The organism is Mesorhizobium sp. AR02, from assembly GCF_024746835.1.
GTDB lineage: Bacteria > Pseudomonadota > Alphaproteobacteria > Rhizobiales > Rhizobiaceae > Mesorhizobium.
This window is the reverse complement of record NZ_CP080531.1, coordinates 285,723-301,936: the sequence shown is the minus strand read 5'-3', so window position 1 is coordinate 301,936 and position 16,214 is coordinate 285,723. Positions and strand designations below refer to the sequence as shown.

Genomic DNA, 16,214 nt, shown 5'->3' with positions numbered 1-16,214 from the left:
ATTCCAGGAAACTGTGAAACGGTTTTCCTACAGGAGTTGCTCCAAAACTAAAGAGTCAGAGCGGGCGCCGTTTCCGTGAAACGGTGAACCGCTCCAATCAGGAATTCGGTTTGATGCGTCTGCTGCAAATACATCTCTGCATGATCGCCCTGTCGTTGGCGGTAGTGTCCAGCGCCCATGCCGCGCCGTTGGTCGAACCCACGCTGCACATCAAGCCCGCGGCAAGTGGGGCCGGCCGCGTTGCGCTCACGCTTGATGCCTGCGGCGGGCAGACCGACACACGCATTCTCTCGGCGCTGGTGGAAAACAAGATCCCGGCCACCATTTTCGTCACCGGCATCTGGCTGAAGCGGAACTCCGAAGCCGTCGAGATCATGCGGGCGCATCCCGATCTTTTCGAACTGGAAAATCACGGCGGGCGCCATGTTCCCGCGGTCGACACGCCGCAGAAGATCTATGGCATAAAGAGCGCCGGCAGTCCGGATGCCGTGCTGGCCGAGGTCGAGTCGGGGGCCGCGGCGCTTGCCAGGACCGGTGAACCGGCGCCGAAATGGTTCCGCGGCGCAACCGCCGAATACAGCCCCTCGGCGATCGCGATGATCCGCAAGCTTGGCTTCAAGATTGCCGGCTTCTCGATCAACGGCGATGGCGGCTCGCTGCTCGGCGCCAGGGAAACCGCCAGGCGCATCGCCGCGGCTAAGGACGGTGACGTTATCATCGCCCACATCAACCAGCCGACCCATGCGGCCGGCGAGGGCGTGGTGCAGGGCCTGCTGGCGCTCAAGGAAAAAGGTATGACCTTTGTGCGCCTGGACGATGCCGACGGCACCGGCAATCACGGCACCACCGACTAATCTCGCAGGGATGTGCTGGAACTGACGCCTGCTCAGCTCGGCTTGGCTTCGATGCTGACCTTGCTGGCGTAGAACGCTCCGTGGTCCCGGATTTCGGTCATTTCGTCGAAAGGCCGCTCGTAAGCCCACATCGCATTCTGACCGGTCTCGCCGGCAGGCAGCACGCTCCAATAGCTGGCGTCGCCTTTGTAGGGGCAATGGGTCGAGTGCTGCGTGCTGCTGAGCTTGTCGAAATCGATGTCGGCGAACGGAATGTAGAAGGCTGGGGAATAGGGGGGTTCGGTCAGCACCTTGGCCTTGGTGGATGACGCGATGACCGTATCGCCGGCGCGCACGGTGACGGTGCCGACAAAGGGCTCGATGGTGATGATCTTGTCGGGATTGCGCTGGAAGCCGGGTGCCGGGTTGGCGATCTTGTCCATGCTGGTTTCTCCTTACCTCGCCCCCTAAGGTGTGGCGGGTAGGGCTATTGCGCAAGGTCCGTTCACATCACGAAAACCGGCGCCGGTCGCCGAGGCGCCGTAGTGCTTTCGCGTGTCCACCGAGGCTCAGGCGGCGGTTATTGAATGCGTCCATCAGTCCGGCATAGGCGGCCGCGATGCCCGCCACCGGGTTGCTGCTCCTCGAAACGGTTTCGACTTTCAGCGAGCCGCCGCCGGTCGGCAAGGTGAGCAGCAGGAACTGGCGATTGCCGCCAGCGCCGACGGAGGCGGCCGCGACGTGCTGGCCTTCCCCTTCATTCTCCACGCACATCTTGAACAGCAGTGTGCCGCCGACCGCTTCGAGCGCGCCGCCGACAACTTCAACAAATTCGTCTTCGGAAACAGTCTTTTCGTCCGGAACCAGATCGGCCAGACTTTCGGCCAGTGTGCTCTCAAGGGCCTTGTCGTCGAGCTGCGCGTCCATGCGAACCTCTTTCAGTCGCCAATCGCCCCTTGCCCGTTAACGAAGCTTAACGCCGACGATGGCCGGATTGTGGCGGATTTCCCGGTCATTTCGTGGGGTAGGGCACTGCCGCCATTGTGGTGGTTTTGACCCTCCTGCCATCTCGGTGGCACGAGTGCCCAGCAACCCGAAATCCAAAACATGCCAAAATTCAACTGCTTGCCGTTGCGGCACGGACTCTGAAATTCATTCGCCGCGCAAGCGCGTGACTGGACAATCCGCCGGTTCGCTTCACAATGAACCAAAGCTACGACGCAAAATGCGCGAGGGAGGAGGAACCAGATGCTGGGCCTGATGCAGGAATGGCCGCTGCTGTGCCACAAGCTTATCGACAACGCTGAACAGCAGCATGGGGTGCGCGAGATCGTGTCGCGCTCGATCGAGGGACCGATCGTGCGCACCACCTATGCCGATATCCATCGTCGTTCTCTCAAGGTCGCCCAGCGGCTGGAGCGAGACGACTATGGGTTGGGCGACCGCATCGCCACGCTGGCCTGGAACACGGCGCGCCACATCGAGACCTGGTATGGCATCATGGGCGTCGGCGCGATCTATCATACGCTCAATCCGCGCCTGTTTCCCGAGCAGATCGTCTGGATCATGAACCATGCCGAGGACAAGGCCGTCTTCGTCGACCTCACCTTCATGCCGTTGCTCGAGAAGATCGCCGGTGCCGTCAAATCGCTGAAAAAAGTGATCGTGCTGACCGACAAGGCACACATGCCGCAAACGACCTTGCCCAATGCCGTCGCCTATGAGGACTGGCTTGACGAGGTCGATGGCGATTTCGCCTGGAAGACTTTCGACGAAGGCACCGCCGCCGGCATGTGCTACACATCGGGCACGACTGGCGATCCCAAGGGCGTCGTCTACAGCCACCGCTCGAACGTGCTGCATGCCATGATCGCCGCCATGCCCGACGCGATGGGCCTGTCGTCACGCGACACGATCCTTCCGGTGGTGCCGATGTTCCATGCCAATGCCTGGGGCCTTGGCCAGAGCGGCCCGATGATCGGCGCCAAGCTGGTCATGCCCGGCTGCAAGATGGACGGCGCCTCGATCTATGAATTGCTCGACACCGAGAAGGTGACTTTCAGTGCCGCCGTGCCGACCGTGTGGATGATGCTGCTGCAATATCTGGAGGAGACCGGCAAGAAGCTTCCCTATCTGAACAAGGTCGTCATCGGCGGCTCGTCCTGTCCGCGCGCGATCATGACGAAATTCCAGGACAATTACGACGTCCAGGTCATCCATGCCTGGGGCATGACCGAAATGTCGCCGCTCGGCACGCTGTGCACCTTGAAGCCCGAATATGCCAATCTCCAGGGTGAGGCCCGGCTCGACGTCAAGCAGAAGCAGGGCTATCCGCCCTTCGGTGTTGAAATGAAAGTGACCGATGACGAGAACAATGCGCAACCCTGGGATGGCAAGACCTTTGGCCGCCTGAAGGTGCGTGGACCGGCCGTCGCCCGCGCCTATTATGGTGGCGTCGGCGCGGAGCAATTCGATGAGGACGGCTGGTTCGACACCGGAGACGTCGCCCACATCGATGCCGGCGGCTACATGCAGATCACCGATCGGGCTAAGGACGTCATCAAGTCCGGCGGTGAATGGATTTCGACCATCGACCTTGAGAATCTGGCCGTCGGCCACCCGGATGTGGCGGAAGCGGCGGCCATCGGCGTCCATCACTCGAAATGGGGCGAGCGGCCCTTGCTGGTCGTCGTTGCCAAGCCGGGCAAGGAACCGACCAAGGCGGATATTCTCGGCTTCATGGATGGCAAGGTGGCCAAGTGGTGGATGCCCGACGATGTCGCTTTCGTCGGCGAAATACCGCATACCGCCACCGGCAAGATCCAGAAGATCACCTTGCGCCAGCAGTTCAAGGATTACCGCCTGCCGACGGATTGACGGGATGTTGCGTGTTTCGGCTTCAAGCCGCCGCGAAAAGGCACTAAACCTCCGTCCGGGTTGGGGCAGCGCAGAGAACTATGGTTAGCATTCCCGAACGGCAAACGTCGAAGGCCGCCGGCTGGTCGCGGCGCACCGCCGCGTTTTCAGCGGTGCTTTTGCTGACCGACTTCGTCGGCCACCGCTTTGATCTCGTCGAAACGCCGGTGTTCCTGTGGGTGCTGGGCATTGTCGCGCTGCTGGCGGCACTGGCGCTGTTGTTCGCCGCCTTGGCCTTTTCGAGGCTGTGGAAATTTGGTGACCGCGGTGGCCGCGACCTGACCGTCGGCGCCTTGCTGGCATTGCTGGTGCTGGCCCCCTATGGCGTTGCCGCCTACTGGGCGACAATCTATCCGCCGCTCAGGGACATCTCGACCGATTTCGACGATCCGCCCGCGCTCGACGTCAGCGACCGGACAAAGGACATGAATGTGCTTGTCCCATCCACGCCAGGCGAACAGCGGCTGCAGACCGACAGCTATCCGTTGGTCACCGCACGCAGCTACGACCTGCCATTCGAGACCATTGTCAACGCTGTCGAAACAGTGCTCGACCGGCGCGGCTGGGATCTGTCCGAACCCTATCCCGACCTCGCCGGGCAAAGCGACGTGACCATTACCGCTGTCGCCAAGGGCTTCGTGCTCGGCCTTCCCTCAGATGTGGCGATCCGCGTGACGGACGATGGCGATACGGTGATCGTCGACATGCGATCGGCTTCGCGTTATGGACGCTACGACCTTGGCGACAATGCCGCGCGCGTCACAGATTTCCTGGCGGAACTGGATCAGGAAGTCGCCGGCCAGGTCGGTGCGGCGCCTGCCGAATAGTCATTTTTCCTGCGAATCCCGCGCCTGAGGCGAGATGGGGACCGGGCTAGGTAAGGCCTATCGAGCCGGCGTGAAAATGCCATCGATGGCAGGGGCAGCGTCTGTCGACACCATGCCACGCGCCACCAGGTCCTCGAGATGGGCAAGCACCGACAGTCCGGCGGCGCCATGCAGTCGGGGATCGGTGTCGCGATAGATTGCCTTGACCATGTCGGGAATGGTCCGGTCGCCGGCCCTGACCCGCTCCAATATGGCCCGCTCGCGCATCTTGCGATGCGTCTTCAATCCGCGCATGAAAGCGCGCGGCTTCGTCACCGGTCCGCCGTGGCCAGGCAGCAGCAGGCGGTCGTCGCGCTCGATCAGTCTGTCCAGCGATGCCATGTAATCGGCCATCGCTCCGTCCGGCGGCGCGACGATGGATGTCGCCCACGCCATGATATGATCGGCCGAAAACAGGATGCCGGCTCCTTCCAGTGCGAACACCGCATGATTGGCGGTGTGGCCGGGGGTCAGAATCGAGCGGATCGCCCAGCCGTCGCCGGCGACCAACGCGCCGTCTGGCAGCGCGATGTCGGGAACGAAAGCGGTGTCGGCGCTGGCGTCGAGCGCATTGGTCTCGCCGATATGCAATGGCCTTGCCGGCCGGTGCGGCCCTTCCGCCATCACCAAAGCGCCGGTGCGCTCCTTCAGCCGGGCCGCCAGCGGGGAATGGTCGCGATGCGTGTGGCTAACGAAGATATGGCTTACCGGCCTGCCGGCGATCACGTCGAGCAAGGTCCGAAGATGTGCCTCGTCTTCCGGCCCGGGATCGATCACCGCCAGCGTGTCGCGCCCGACGACATAACTGTTGGTGCCATGAAAAGTGAAGGGGCTGGGATTTCGGACCGTGACGCGCTGTACGTCCGGTGCCACGTTCACGCCCTGGCCGTAGTGCGGATCGAAGCTGGTATCAAATTTGAGAGCCATATCGGCACATTGTTCCCGGAACGGCAAAACCGATTGCCGCATAGCACGCAAGCCAATATAGGAAAACGCAGGACCGCGATTATTGGATCGCGACAGATCGGATTGGGGAAGACCATGGCAACTGCAACGACGATGCGCCCGCTTGTTTCTCTGGCTTTGCCGCAAGAAGGCGCGGCGCGACTGGCAACGCAGCTTTTGCTGGCGATCGCCGGAACGCTGCTTTTGACCCTGTCGGCCAAGACCAAGGTTGTGCTGGGCCCCGTCGATATCTCGATGCAGACGCTCGCCGTCTTGCTGATCGCCGCCGCCTTCGGCATGCGTCTCGGCATTGCCACGCTGCTGCTCTACATGGCGGAAGGCGCGATGGGCTTCCCGATCTTCCAGGGCACGCCGGAGAAAGGCATCGGCATTGCCTACATGCTCGGTTCGACCGGCGGCTATCTCGCTGGCTTCGTGGTCATGGCGGCGATTGTCGGCTGGGCCGCCGATCGCGGCTGGGATCGCCACCCGATCAAGCTTTTCAATGCGATGCTGGTTGCCGAAGTGGTGATGATGGCGATGGGCTTTGCCTGGCTGGCGCTGCTCATCGGCCCGGAAAAATCCTGGCAGTTCGGCGTCGTGCCGTTCATCGTTGGCGACCTGATCAAGGTTGCGCTGGCGGCCAGCCTTGTGCCGGCTGTCTGGTCGCTGCTGAAGCGCTCCTGAGGTCTGTCGGAAGCTTGGCGTGCCATAGACGTCGTGGGTCCATTCCCGAGGACGGGCGCTTCTGATGAAGGTTCTGGTCACCGGCGCCGCCGGCTTCATAGGCTATCACGTCGCCAGGCGACTCCTGGAGCGTGGCGACGAGGTTGTCGGCATCGACAGCGTCAACGATTACTATGATCCGCGGATCAAGCAGGCGCGGCTGCGGCTGCTGAGCGATGCAAGCCGCAGCACCAATGCCGGCTATCATTTCATCCACGGCAATCTTGCTGACAGACAGATCGTGGACGGCTGCTTTGCCGACCACGCCTTCGACCGGGTGATCCACCTCGCCGCCCAGGCCGGGGTGCGCTACAGCCTGGAAAACCCGCGCGCCTATGTCGAAAGCAACATCGTCGCCTTCACCAACATGCTGGAGGCCTGTCGCAGCGGCGGCATAGCGCACCTGACCTATGCCAGCACCTCGAGCGTTTACGGCGCCAACACCGACATGCCGTTTTCCGAGCACCGCCCGGCCGATCATCCGCTGCAATTCTATGCCGCGACCAAGCGCGCCAACGAGCTGATGGCGCACAGTTACAGTCACCTGTTCGGGCTGCCGACCACTGGGCTGCGTTTCTTCACGGTGTACGGCCCCTGGGGGCGTCCCGACATGGCGCTGTTCCTGTTCACCAGGAGCATCCTTGCCGGCGAGCCGATCAAGCTGTTCAACAATGGCAACCACACGCGCGACTTCACCTATGTCGATGACATCGCAGAGGGCGTGATCCGAACCAGCGACAGCCCTGCCGCCGGCAACCCTGCCTGGGATTCCGGCCATCCGGATCCGGCAACGAGCAGTGCGCCCTGGCGCATCTTCAATATCGGCAACAACAATCCCGTGAAGCTGACCGCCTATGTCGAGGCGCTGGAAAACGCGCTTGGCCGCAAGGCCATCATCGAGTTCTTGCCGCTGCAGGCCGGCGATGTGCCGGACACCTTCGCCGACACCTCGGCTCTCCAAGCGGCGGTCGGCTATCGGCCCGGTACGTCGGTGTCCGACGGGGTAGGGCGGTTCGTCGAGTGGTACCAGGCGTATTTTGGTAACGACTCTAGGATATAAGCGGGCGCTGGTAGCAGCTTTTCAGGGTGTAGTATGGCTACCACTGCTGCCGAGGAGATTTGGGCATGTCAGGGAGAGCTTCTTGAAAGGAATTATCCTTGCGGGAGGTAGTGGAACGCGCCTTTATCCGCTGACATTGGCAGTCTCTAAACAAATTCTTCCGGTATACGACAAGCCGATGATCTACTATCCGCTGAGCGTACTGATGCTCGCGGAAATTCGCGAGATCCTGGTTATTTCGACGCCGCGAGATCTGCCCGTCTTTCGTGATCTACTCGGCGACGGATCGGATTTTGGGCTGGATATCTCCTATGCGGAGCAGCCGCACCCCAATGGGCTCGCGGAAGCTTTCATCATCGGCCGCGACTTCATCGGCAAGGACAGCGTGTCGATGATCCTGGGCGACAACATCTATTTTGGCGACGGGCTGTCGCAGCTTTGCCGCACCGCCGCTGCGCGCGACACCGGCGCTTCGGTGTTCGCCTACCGTGTCGATGATCCTGAACGGTATGGCGTCGTCTCCTTCGACAAGGCCACCGGAACCGCGCTCACGATCGAGGAAAAGCCGCAAAAGCCGAAATCCAACTGGGCCGTCACCGGGCTGTATTTCTACGACAACACCGTCGTCGATATCGCTTCGTCCATTCGACCTTCGGCCCGCGGCGAGCTCGAGATCACGGCGGTCAACAACGCCTATCTCGATCGCGGCCTGCTGCATGTGCACCGGCTGGGGCGCGGCTATGCCTGGCTCGACACAGGGACCCATGACAGTCTGAACGACGCTTCTTCCTTCGTGCGCACGATTGAACACCGGCAGGGCATCAAGGTCGCTTGCCCAGAGGAGATCGCCTTCGAGCAGGGCTGGCTGACGGCAGAGCAAGTACTGCAACGCGCAACCCGGTTGGGTAAAAATGAATATGCCGCGTATCTGCGCCGGCGCGTCGCCGATCTGTCGGAGGGCTAAGCGTTGGAAATCAGGTCCCTCGGCCTCGAAGGCGTGCTGGAAATCGTTCCAAAGCGGCATGGCGATGCACGCGGCTTCTTCATGGAGACATACAATGCCGAGCGCTTTGCGCAGGCCGGAATTAAATTGCATTTCATGCAGGACAACCATTCCTATTCCGCGGCGGCGGGCGTCTTGCGCGGGCTGCATTATCAGCTTGCGCCGCGGACCCAGGACAAGTTGCTGCGTGTGATCCGCGGCCGGATTCTGGATGTTTGTGTTGACATCCGCCGCAGCTCGAAAACTTTTGGAAAATGGATCGCTCACGAGATTTCGGCTGAAAAGGGCAACCAGATTCTAGTGCCAAGGGGCTTTGCACATGGCTTTGTAACGCTCGTGCCCGACACCGAGGTCCTCTATAAGGTGACCGACACCTATTCGCCCGAGCATGAACGCTCGATCCGTTTCGATGATCCCGCCATCGGTATCAAGTGGCCGTCCATCGCTGGCGGATTCCAGCTTTCGGACAAGGACCTTAAGGCGCCGATGCTTGCTGCCGCAGAGGTGTTTGCCTGATGAATTTTCTGGTGACAGGCGGTGCCGGCTTCATCGGTTCGGCGGTATGCCGGCATCTGTGCGTCAATCCGGCCTACCGGGTGACCAATCTCGACAAGCTAACCTATGCCGGCAACCTGGCCTCGCTGCGACCGATCGAGAATGCGCATAATTATCGCTTCGCCCATGCCGATATCTGCGACGAGAGGGCGGTGCTCGATCTCCTGCGCCGTGACGATATCGACATCGTCATGAACCTCGCCGCCGAGAGCCATGTCGACCGTTCGATCGACGGGCCGGGCGCCTTCATCGAGACCAACATCGTCGGCACCTACCGGATACTCAATGCCGCGCTCGAATACTGGCGCGGCCTTGCCGACGACAGGAAAAGCCGCTTCCGCTTCCATCATGTCTCGACCGACGAGGTGTTCGGCGATCTGCCTTTCGATGGCGGCATGTTCGTCGAGGAAACGCCTTACGCACCGTCCTCGCCCTATTCCGCCTCGAAGGCAGCCTCGGACCATCTGGTGCGCGCCTGGCACGAGACCTACGGCCTGCCGGTCGTGCTCTCCAACTGTTCGAACAATTACGGTCCCTATCATTTTCCCGAAAAACTGATCCCGCTCGTCATTCTCAACGCGCTCGACGAAAAGTCGCTGCCTGTCTATGGCGCAGGCGCCAATGTGCGCGACTGGCTGTTCGTCGAGGATCATGCGCGGGCCCTGGAACTCGTCGCCACCAAGGGCACGCCCGGCGAGAGCTACAATGTCGGCGGCAATTCCGAACGGACGAACCTCGCCGTCGTCGAGACGATCTGCGACCTGCTCGATGTCAGGCGTCCCCGGGCCGGGAGCAAGCGCTACCGCGACCTGATCTCCTTCGTCACCGATCGCCCCGGCCACGACCGCCGTTACGCCATCGATGCCTCCAAGATCGGCCGCGAGCTCGGCTGGGCGCCGAGGGAGAATTTCGACAGCGGCCTGGCCAGAACCGTGGACTGGTTCCTTGACAACAAATGGTGGTGGGGGCCGATCCGCGAGCAGCGCTACGCCGGTGAAAGACTGGGCGAAGCGCGCAAGGGTGGCGCGTGAGGCTCGTCGTCACCGGACGCGACGGCCAGGTCGCGGCAAGCCTGCTGGAGGCCGGCCAGGCGCACGCCGGCGTGGAGGTCGTCGCCATTGGCCGTCCGGAGCTCGACCTGGCAAGACCCGAGACCGTCATCGACGCCATCGCGGCGGGCAAGCCGGATATCGTCGTGTCGGCCGCCGCTTACACGGCGGTGGATCAGGCCGAGGACGAGCCCGATCTGGCCTTTGCGGTCAACGCAACCGGCGCCGGCAAGGTGGCTGAAGCGGCAGCGCGGCTCGGTGTTCCAATCATCCATCTTTCGACCGACTATGTCTTCGATGGCAGCGCTTCTCGTGCCTATCTCGAGACCGACGCGACGGCACCCCTTGGCGTCTACGGCGCCTCCAAACTTGCCGGCGAAGAGGCGGTGGCTGCTGCCGGCCCACGCCACCTGATCCTGCGCACTGCCTGGGTCTACAGCCCGTTCGGCAGGAATTTCGTCAAGACCATGCTGCGGCTGGCTGCCGACCGCGACGAGATTTCGGTGGTGGCCGATCAGTGGGGCAATCCCACCTCGGCGCTCGATATCGCCGACGCCATCCTGCATGCGGCGACGACGATGCATGGCGGCAAGAGCGTCAGTGCGTTCGGTACCTATCATCTGGCCGGCACGGGCGAGACCAACTGGAGTAGCTTTGCCCGTCATATCCTGGACACAAGCCGGGCCTCTGGCGGTCCTTGGGCTGATGTGCGGGATATCGCCACCAAGGACTATCCGACCAAGGCGCGGCGTCCCGCCAGTTCGCGGCTGTCGAGCGCAAAATTCGCCGCCATATTCGGATGGAGCGCGCCGGAATGGCGAAAATCCACCGAGCGGGTCGTGCGCCGTATCCTGGATCGTCCGTGAAGAGCTCGCGGTTTCAATCAGCGTTCGATTTGCCTGAACTCGGTAGGCTTGGTCTGTAGCCTTCACGGTCGCTGTCGCCTGAATCCCTTGCAGCGGTGTTGAAATCGAACTCGGTCCCGTGTCCGAGATTGACAAGCCATTGCGCGAAACCTAAGCACGGGCAGCTTGGGTGTCAGGTGGGGGCTTGGCAATTCACGGAGAGCTTCTTGAAAGGAATGATCCTTGCTCGAGGCAATGAGAACCGGCTGTATCCAGTAATATTAGCGGTCTCTAAGCAAAAACTGCCTGTGTATGAAGATCAGGTCGCTGGCTTTGATCTATAGCGGCGCGCTGTCCGACGTTGTCGCTCACCAGCCTTCATGCTGTCACAGGCTGTGGCAGGTGAGGGGCCTTGCCGCAATTTGTGCCGAGGCCGGATTGCTGGGAAAGGGTGGCAATCAGTGACTTTGAAGTTCGGCACCAGTGGGCTGCGCGGTCTCGTCAGCGAGATCAAGGGACCACCGGCGCGCACCTATACGATTGCCTTCGCACGCATGCTTATGGGGCGTGGTGTATTGAGCGAGGGCGAGAAGATCCTTGTTGGACGGGACCTTCGCTCTTCCAGTCCCGAGATTGCGGGGATTGTCCATGCCGCGATCGCCGAAGCCGGTTTGGTGCCGGTCGATTGCGGCGCCTTGCCCACGCCGGCACTCGCACTTTATGCCACCGGCAAAAATGCCCCGGCGATCATGGTGACCGGCAGTCACATTCCCGACGACAGGAATGGGCTTAAATTCTACCGGGCGGACGGCGAGATCGACAAGCGCGATGAGCTTGAGATTGTAGGAATCCACGCAGGCTTGCAGATGGCCGATCGATCGCCGCCATCCGTCGAACCCGTACAGTCGGACTCCGAACCGTCCGCAGGCTACAGAGATCATTTTCTTGGCTTCTTTCAGCCGGGTAGCCTGTATGGCGTCCGCGTCGGTGTCTACCAGCATTCGTCCGTAGCAAGGGACATCATTGTCGATATCCTTCGTGCGCTGGGGGCTGAGGTGGTGCCGCTCGGCAGGTCCACGCATTTCATTCCGGTGGATACCGAGGCGCTCAGGCAAGAGGATCTATCGCTTCTCAAAAACTGGGCGGCGGCGGAGCCGTTCGGTGCCATCGTGTCCGCTGATGGCGATGGCGACCGGCCGCTTGTGGCGGATGCGCGTGGCGGTTTCGTGCGCGGCGATCTGATCGGCGCGATCACGGCGCGTTTTCTTGATGCCGACTGCGTCGTTACGCCGGTCAGTTCCAATTCTGCCCTGGAGCGTTGCGGGCATTTCGCGACAGTGGTGCGCACCCGCATAGGCTCGCCCTATGTTATCGAAGGTATCGGCACGGCCCTCGCTCAAGGGGCGAAATGCGTTGTGGGGTTCGAAGCAAATGGCGGCGTTCTTCTGGGTTCATCCGTCGAGAAGGATGGCCGCACGCTCGCGGCCTTGCGAACCCGGGATTCGCTGTTGCCAATTCTCTGTGCGCTTTCAACGATTGCAGCGACAGGTCGCCCGCTCGCCGAGATCGCGGCCAGTTTCGGATTCCTTGCCGCGGCCAGTGGCCGGCTTGAAGGCGTGTCGGCGGAAAACAGCGCGTCTTTCCTCAAAAAATTGGCGACGGATGCCGTCCATGCCGACACTCTTTTCGAGGTTCTCGGGGGCGTCGCGGATATTGACAATCGCGACGGCGTGCGTATCACCGCCCGCAACGGAGAGGTTGTTCACTTCCGTGCGTCAGGCAACGCGCCCGAATTGCGGTGCTACATCGAGGCAAAGACAGAATCCCGCGCAGACGAATTGCTCGGTTGGGGTCTTGACCTCAGCCGAACTCAAATCCTGGAAAGCTGAAGTTTGACCAATATCGTTCCTGTCATCATAAGTGGCGGTGTCGGTTCCCGCCTCTGGCCTATTTCTCGTGCGTTGCACCCCAAGCCCTTTATTCCCTTGCCGGGAGGGGGAACCCTCATTCGCAGGACGTACGCCCGCGCAGCCGGACTTGCAGGCGTTGATCAAATTGTGACGGTCACCAACCGCGATCTGCTGTTCCTGACGGCAGACGAGTATGCGGAGGTGGCGGCGCCAGGCGTCAAGAACACGTTCCTGCTGGAGCCTTTCGGTCGTGACACGGCAGCCGCGGTCGCGCTCGCTGCGTTGCAGGTCGCGCGCGATAATCCAGACGCGGTTCTGGTTGTGCTGCCCGCGGATCATCTGATCCTGGACCAAGCCGGTTTTGGCGCGGCCGTGGCGAAGGCGGCGGCGATCGCGGCCACAGGACGGATCGTCACGTTTGGCATGAAGGCCGAGAGCCCTGAAACCGGGTTTGGCTATATCGAGGCCGAGGGAGATACGGTCCTTCGGTTCGTGGAAAAGCCGAATGCGGAACGAGCGGCCCAATTTATCGCCAGTGGTCGTTTTTTCTGGAATTCAGGCATGTTCTGTTTTGCGGCCCGCTCCATGATCGCTGCGATGCAGGAACTGTGTCCGGATGTGTTGTCCAATGCGCGCACAGCGCTCGAGAAAGCCAGGACAAGCGATGCCGCGGACCGCGTCACTGTTGAGATAGACAAGGATGGTTTCGCGGCCGTTCCTGCTGTTTCCATCGACTATGCGGTGATGGAGAAAGCAAAGAACGTGGGTTTCGTGCCCTGCAGTTTCGATTGGTCCGATATCGGCTCATGGACCGTTCTATCGAAGCTTGTTCCAGCTGACGACAACGGCAACCGCACGACCGGCGAAACAATGCTCCATGGTGTGACAAACTGTTACGTGCACAGCGAAGACCGGCTTGTGGGTCTTGTCGGCGTTTCGGATCTCTTGATCGTTGACACGCCAGATGCGCTTCTTATTGCCCACAAGGACAAGGCGCAGGAAGTCAAGGACCTCTACAATCGCCTCAAGGTGGAGGGGCATGAGGCGGCGACCGTGCATCGCACCGTGCATCGCCCCTGGGGCACTTACACCGTCCTGGAGGAAGGTCCACGCTTCAAGATCAAGCGGATCGAGGTGAAGCCCAACGCGCGCCTGAGCCTTCAGGCGCATCATCACCGCTCCGAGCATTGGGTGGTGGTGAGCGGGACTGCGAAGGTCGTCAATGGCCAGAGTGAAATCCTGCTGGCGACCAACCAGTCCACCTATATCCCCTGCGGCCACAAGCATCGCCTCGAAAATCCCGGCATTCTTCCGCTCGTCATGATCGAAGTGCAAAGCGGGGAATATCTTGGCGAAGACGATATCGTGCGATTTGATGACGTTTATGGCCGCACGTAGCCTGAAGACAACCCATCGGGCATGTCTGCGAATTGGCTACGGTTTCCGTTTTTGGGCAGATGGTTTGCATTCCTGAAATAGCGATCAAGAAGGTAGAGACAGGTTCATCATGAATTCCAAGAAAGCATTTATCACCGGCGTGACCGGACAAGATGGAGCCTATCTCTCGAAGTTCCTGCTTGAGAAGGGATACGAGGTCCACGGCCTTTTGCGACGCAGTGCCTCGGCCGATGTGGTCGGTTCACGGCTGAAATGGCTTGGAATCGCGGACAAGATCGTGCTCCACGACGGCAATCTGACGGATCTCTCCGGCCTCATTCGGGTGCTCCAGGAGGTTCGTCCGGCGGAAGTCTACAATCTTGCCGCCCAATCCTTCGTCAAATCGTCTTGGCAGCAACCGCTTTTGACTGGCAACGTGACGGGCATTGGCGCAGCCAACGTGCTGGAAGCGGTGCGGATAACGTGTCCCGAAACCCGTTTCTACCAGGCATCCTCTTCGGAAATGTTCGGGCTGATCCAGGAACCCATCCAGTCGGAAAAGACCCCCTTTTATCCGCGCTCTCCCTATGCCGCAGCCAAGCTCTATGCACATTGGATGACGGTCAATTATCGCGAGAGCTTTGGGCTCCACGCGTCGAGCGGCATTCTCTTCAACCATGAATCGCCCCTGCGCGGCATCGAATTCGTCACCCGCAAGATTACCGATGCTGTCGCCCGCATTAAGCTTGGACTGCAGGAAAAGCTGGCGCTCGGCAACCTGGACGCCAAGCGCGATTGGGGCCACGCACGCGACTATGTGGAAGCCATGTGGCTGATGGTGCAACAAGACACGGCAAGCGACTATGTGGTCGCGACCGGCAGGACCGTCTCTGTTCGGGACTTCTGCAAGCTCGCCTTCGAACATGCCGGTCTTAATATGGAGGATCACGTTTCCATCGACGAACGCTTCCTGCGGCCTGCGGAAGTTGAAGTTCTGCATGGCAATCCGACCAAGGCCAAAGAGAAATTGGGCTGGGAGGCAAAGACGAGCCTCAAGGAACTCGTCATCGAGATGGTCGAAGCCGATCTTGAGCGTGTAAGACGTGACCAACACCTTTGAGGTGCGGTTAGCGAGGTCGGCATGCGAGTTTTGATCACCGGCGCACGGGGCTTTGTCGGTCCCTATGTCTATGAAGCGTTGCACAGCATCTGCGGTCGCGACTTGACGGTTATTGCGACCTCCAAGGACGCGGGACCGCACCCCGTGTTCGGTCAAATCGCAGCGCTCGACGTGACCGACAAGGTCGCTGTTCATGAGGCGATTGCCCGTCACAAGCCGACGCATGTTGTCCACCTGGCGGCCGTCGCCGCGCTTGGCGCCGCCCAGGCTGACCCTGAAAACACCTGGCGCATCCATGTCCAGGGTGCGCTCAACGTGGCCCATGCCATTCTCGACGAGGCACCGGGATGTTGGTTGCTCTATGTCGGGTCGGGCCTGGTCTATGGCGAGAGCGCGAAAGCTGGCCGGCCGCTTGATGAAAATGCGCTGCTGGCGCCAATGGACGACTATGCCGTGACCAAGGCCGCGGCCGACCTTGCATTGGGTGCGCTTTCCCGTCACGGCCTCAAATGCATTCGTCTGCGCCCTTTCAATCACACGGGGCCAGGGCAAACCGAGGCATTTGCCGTACCTGCCTTCGCCATGCAGATCGCGCGGATTGAAGCAGGCTTGGCCCCGCCAGTCATTCGCGTCGGCAATCTTGACGCGCAGCGGGATTTCCTGGACGCGCGGGACGTCGCCAGTGCTTATGCGCATGTCGCCTTGAACAGCGACGATCTCCAGCCCAACACCATCTTCAATATTGCATCGGGCATCTCATGGCGGATGGGAGATATTTTGGACCAGCTCTTGGCGCGAAGCAGTGTCAAGATCGTCACCGAACAAGATCCGCTGCGGCTGCGACCAAGTGATCTGCCGTGCATTGTTGGGGATGCAACCCGTGCCCGAACGCGTCTCGGCTGGGTGCCTGAGCATCCCTTCGAGGAGGTCCTTGCCGAGGTTCTGAAGGACTGCCGCGCACGGGTGGCCCAAGCGTAGAGAACTGCAATCAGTCGGCTTTCACCGACCA

15 protein-coding genes and 1 pseudogene are annotated in these 16,214 nt (G+C 61.1%); 13 read left to right on the top strand and 3 right to left on the bottom strand.

What is annotated here, in order from left to right; translation table 11 throughout:
- Positions 1-113 precede the first annotated feature (113 nt).
- Positions 114-854: a polysaccharide deacetylase family protein gene (locus DBIPINDM_RS06095; protein ID WP_258584887.1), complete on the top strand. Its 741-nt coding sequence runs from the start codon at positions 114-116 to the stop codon at positions 852-854.
- Between the two features lie 32 nt (positions 855-886).
- On the opposite strand, the gene DBIPINDM_RS06090 is transcribed toward DBIPINDM_RS06095, so the two are convergent.
- Positions 887-1,276 carry a DUF427 domain-containing protein gene (locus DBIPINDM_RS06090; protein WP_258584886.1) on the bottom strand — a complete coding sequence of 130 codons (390 nt, stop codon included), beginning with the start codon at positions 1,274-1,276 and terminating at the stop codon, positions 887-889.
- 142 nt (positions 1,277-1,418) lie between these two features.
- Positions 1,419-1,760 (bottom strand): annotated as a pseudogene (locus DBIPINDM_RS06085) (hypothetical protein); the annotation flags it as partial.
- Positions 1,761-2,081: 321 nt separating this feature from the next.
- On the opposite strand from DBIPINDM_RS06085, the gene DBIPINDM_RS06080 reads away from it, so the two are divergent.
- Both DBIPINDM_RS06080 and DBIPINDM_RS06075 read left to right on the top strand, forming a co-directional pair.
- Positions 2,082-3,710, top strand: coding sequence for a fatty-acid--CoA ligase (locus DBIPINDM_RS06080; RefSeq protein ID WP_258584885.1), 1,629 nt, complete (start codon positions 2,082-2,084; stop codon positions 3,708-3,710).
- An 80-nt stretch (positions 3,711-3,790) separates the two neighbouring features.
- The gene (locus DBIPINDM_RS06075) at positions 3,791-4,576 is read left to right on the top strand and encodes a DUF1499 domain-containing protein (protein ID WP_258584884.1); all 786 of its coding nucleotides are present in this window, start codon (positions 3,791-3,793) and stop codon (positions 4,574-4,576) included.
- A gap of 57 nt (positions 4,577-4,633) precedes the next feature.
- Here DBIPINDM_RS06075 and DBIPINDM_RS06070 read toward each other — a convergent pair whose 3' ends face one another.
- Positions 4,634-5,542, bottom strand: a complete 909-nt coding sequence (locus tag DBIPINDM_RS06070; RefSeq protein WP_258584883.1) for an MBL fold metallo-hydrolase — start codon at positions 5,540-5,542, stop codon at positions 4,634-4,636.
- A 114-nt stretch (positions 5,543-5,656) separates the two neighbouring features.
- Between DBIPINDM_RS06070 and DBIPINDM_RS06065 the strand changes: the two genes are divergently transcribed.
- The 10 genes from DBIPINDM_RS06065 to DBIPINDM_RS06015 all read left to right on the top strand — a co-directional run bounded on the left by DBIPINDM_RS06065 (position 5,657) and on the right by DBIPINDM_RS06015 (position 16,183).
- Positions 5,657-6,247 (top strand): biotin transporter BioY, encoded by a 591-nt coding sequence (locus DBIPINDM_RS06065; RefSeq protein ID WP_258584882.1) that lies wholly within the window; start codon positions 5,657-5,659, stop codon positions 6,245-6,247.
- Between the two features lie 64 nt (positions 6,248-6,311).
- Positions 6,312-7,346, top strand: coding sequence for an NAD-dependent epimerase (locus DBIPINDM_RS06060; RefSeq protein WP_258584881.1), 1,035 nt, complete (start codon positions 6,312-6,314; stop codon positions 7,344-7,346).
- An 82-nt stretch (positions 7,347-7,428) separates the two neighbouring features.
- A complete protein-coding gene (gene rfbA / locus DBIPINDM_RS06055) occupies positions 7,429-8,310 on the top strand; it encodes a glucose-1-phosphate thymidylyltransferase RfbA (RefSeq protein ID WP_258584880.1) in 882 nt (293 codons plus the stop codon).
- Between the two features lie 3 nt (positions 8,311-8,313).
- Positions 8,314-8,865, top strand: coding sequence for a dTDP-4-dehydrorhamnose 3,5-epimerase (gene rfbC, locus DBIPINDM_RS06050; RefSeq protein WP_258584879.1), 552 nt, complete (start codon positions 8,314-8,316; stop codon positions 8,863-8,865).
- Positions 8,865-9,935 (top strand): dTDP-glucose 4,6-dehydratase, encoded by a 1,071-nt coding sequence (rfbB, locus tag DBIPINDM_RS06045; protein WP_258584878.1) that lies wholly within the window; start codon positions 8,865-8,867, stop codon positions 9,933-9,935. The genes rfbC and rfbB overlap by 1 nt, the downstream gene beginning before the upstream one ends.
- Positions 9,932-10,819, top strand: a complete 888-nt coding sequence (rfbD, locus tag DBIPINDM_RS06040) for a dTDP-4-dehydrorhamnose reductase (RefSeq protein ID WP_258584877.1) — start codon at positions 9,932-9,934, stop codon at positions 10,817-10,819. Before rfbB ends, rfbD begins: the two co-directional genes overlap by 4 nt.
- A 440-nt stretch (positions 10,820-11,259) precedes the next feature.
- Positions 11,260-12,687 carry a phosphomannomutase gene (locus DBIPINDM_RS06030; RefSeq protein WP_258584876.1) on the top strand — a complete coding sequence of 476 codons (1,428 nt, stop codon included), beginning with the start codon at positions 11,260-11,262 and terminating at the stop codon, positions 12,685-12,687.
- Between the two features lie 3 nt (positions 12,688-12,690).
- A complete protein-coding gene (locus tag DBIPINDM_RS06025) occupies positions 12,691-14,106 on the top strand; it encodes a mannose-1-phosphate guanylyltransferase/mannose-6-phosphate isomerase (RefSeq protein ID WP_258584875.1) in 1,416 nt (471 codons plus the stop codon).
- A gap of 109 nt (positions 14,107-14,215) precedes the next feature.
- Positions 14,216-15,205: a GDP-mannose 4,6-dehydratase gene (gene gmd, locus DBIPINDM_RS06020; RefSeq protein WP_258584874.1), complete on the top strand. Its 990-nt coding sequence runs from the start codon at positions 14,216-14,218 to the stop codon at positions 15,203-15,205.
- A 21-nt stretch (positions 15,206-15,226) separates the two neighbouring features.
- A complete protein-coding gene (locus DBIPINDM_RS06015) occupies positions 15,227-16,183 on the top strand; it encodes an NAD-dependent epimerase/dehydratase family protein (RefSeq protein WP_258584873.1) in 957 nt (318 codons plus the stop codon).
- Positions 16,184-16,214: the final 31 nt, after the last annotated feature.

Excerpts from the sequence above, each read along its gene's own strand:
- gmd (WP_258584874.1), top strand. The coding sequence starts at position 14,216 with ATGAATTCCAAGAAAGCATTTATCACCGGCGTGACCGGACAAGATGGA.
- rfbB (WP_258584878.1), top strand. The coding sequence starts at position 8,865 with ATGAATTTTCTGGTGACAGGCGGTGCCGGCTTCATCGGTTCGGCGGTA.
- DBIPINDM_RS06080 (WP_258584885.1), top strand. The coding sequence starts at position 2,082 with ATGCTGGGCCTGATGCAGGAATGGCCGCTGCTGTGCCACAAGCTTATC.
- DBIPINDM_RS06065 (WP_258584882.1), top strand. The coding sequence starts at position 5,657 with ATGGCAACTGCAACGACGATGCGCCCGCTTGTTTCTCTGGCTTTGCCG.
- DBIPINDM_RS06090 (WP_258584886.1), bottom strand. The coding sequence starts at position 1,276 with ATGGACAAGATCGCCAACCCGGCACCCGGCTTCCAGCGCAATCCCGAC.
- DBIPINDM_RS06095 (WP_258584887.1), top strand. The coding sequence starts at position 114 with ATGCGTCTGCTGCAAATACATCTCTGCATGATCGCCCTGTCGTTGGCG.
- DBIPINDM_RS06075 (WP_258584884.1), top strand. The coding sequence starts at position 3,791 with ATGGTTAGCATTCCCGAACGGCAAACGTCGAAGGCCGCCGGCTGGTCG.
- DBIPINDM_RS06015 (WP_258584873.1), top strand. The coding sequence starts at position 15,227 with ATGCGAGTTTTGATCACCGGCGCACGGGGCTTTGTCGGTCCCTATGTC.
- DBIPINDM_RS06070 (WP_258584883.1), bottom strand. The coding sequence starts at position 5,542 with ATGGCTCTCAAATTTGATACCAGCTTCGATCCGCACTACGGCCAGGGC.
- DBIPINDM_RS06060 (WP_258584881.1), top strand. The coding sequence starts at position 6,312 with ATGAAGGTTCTGGTCACCGGCGCCGCCGGCTTCATAGGCTATCACGTC.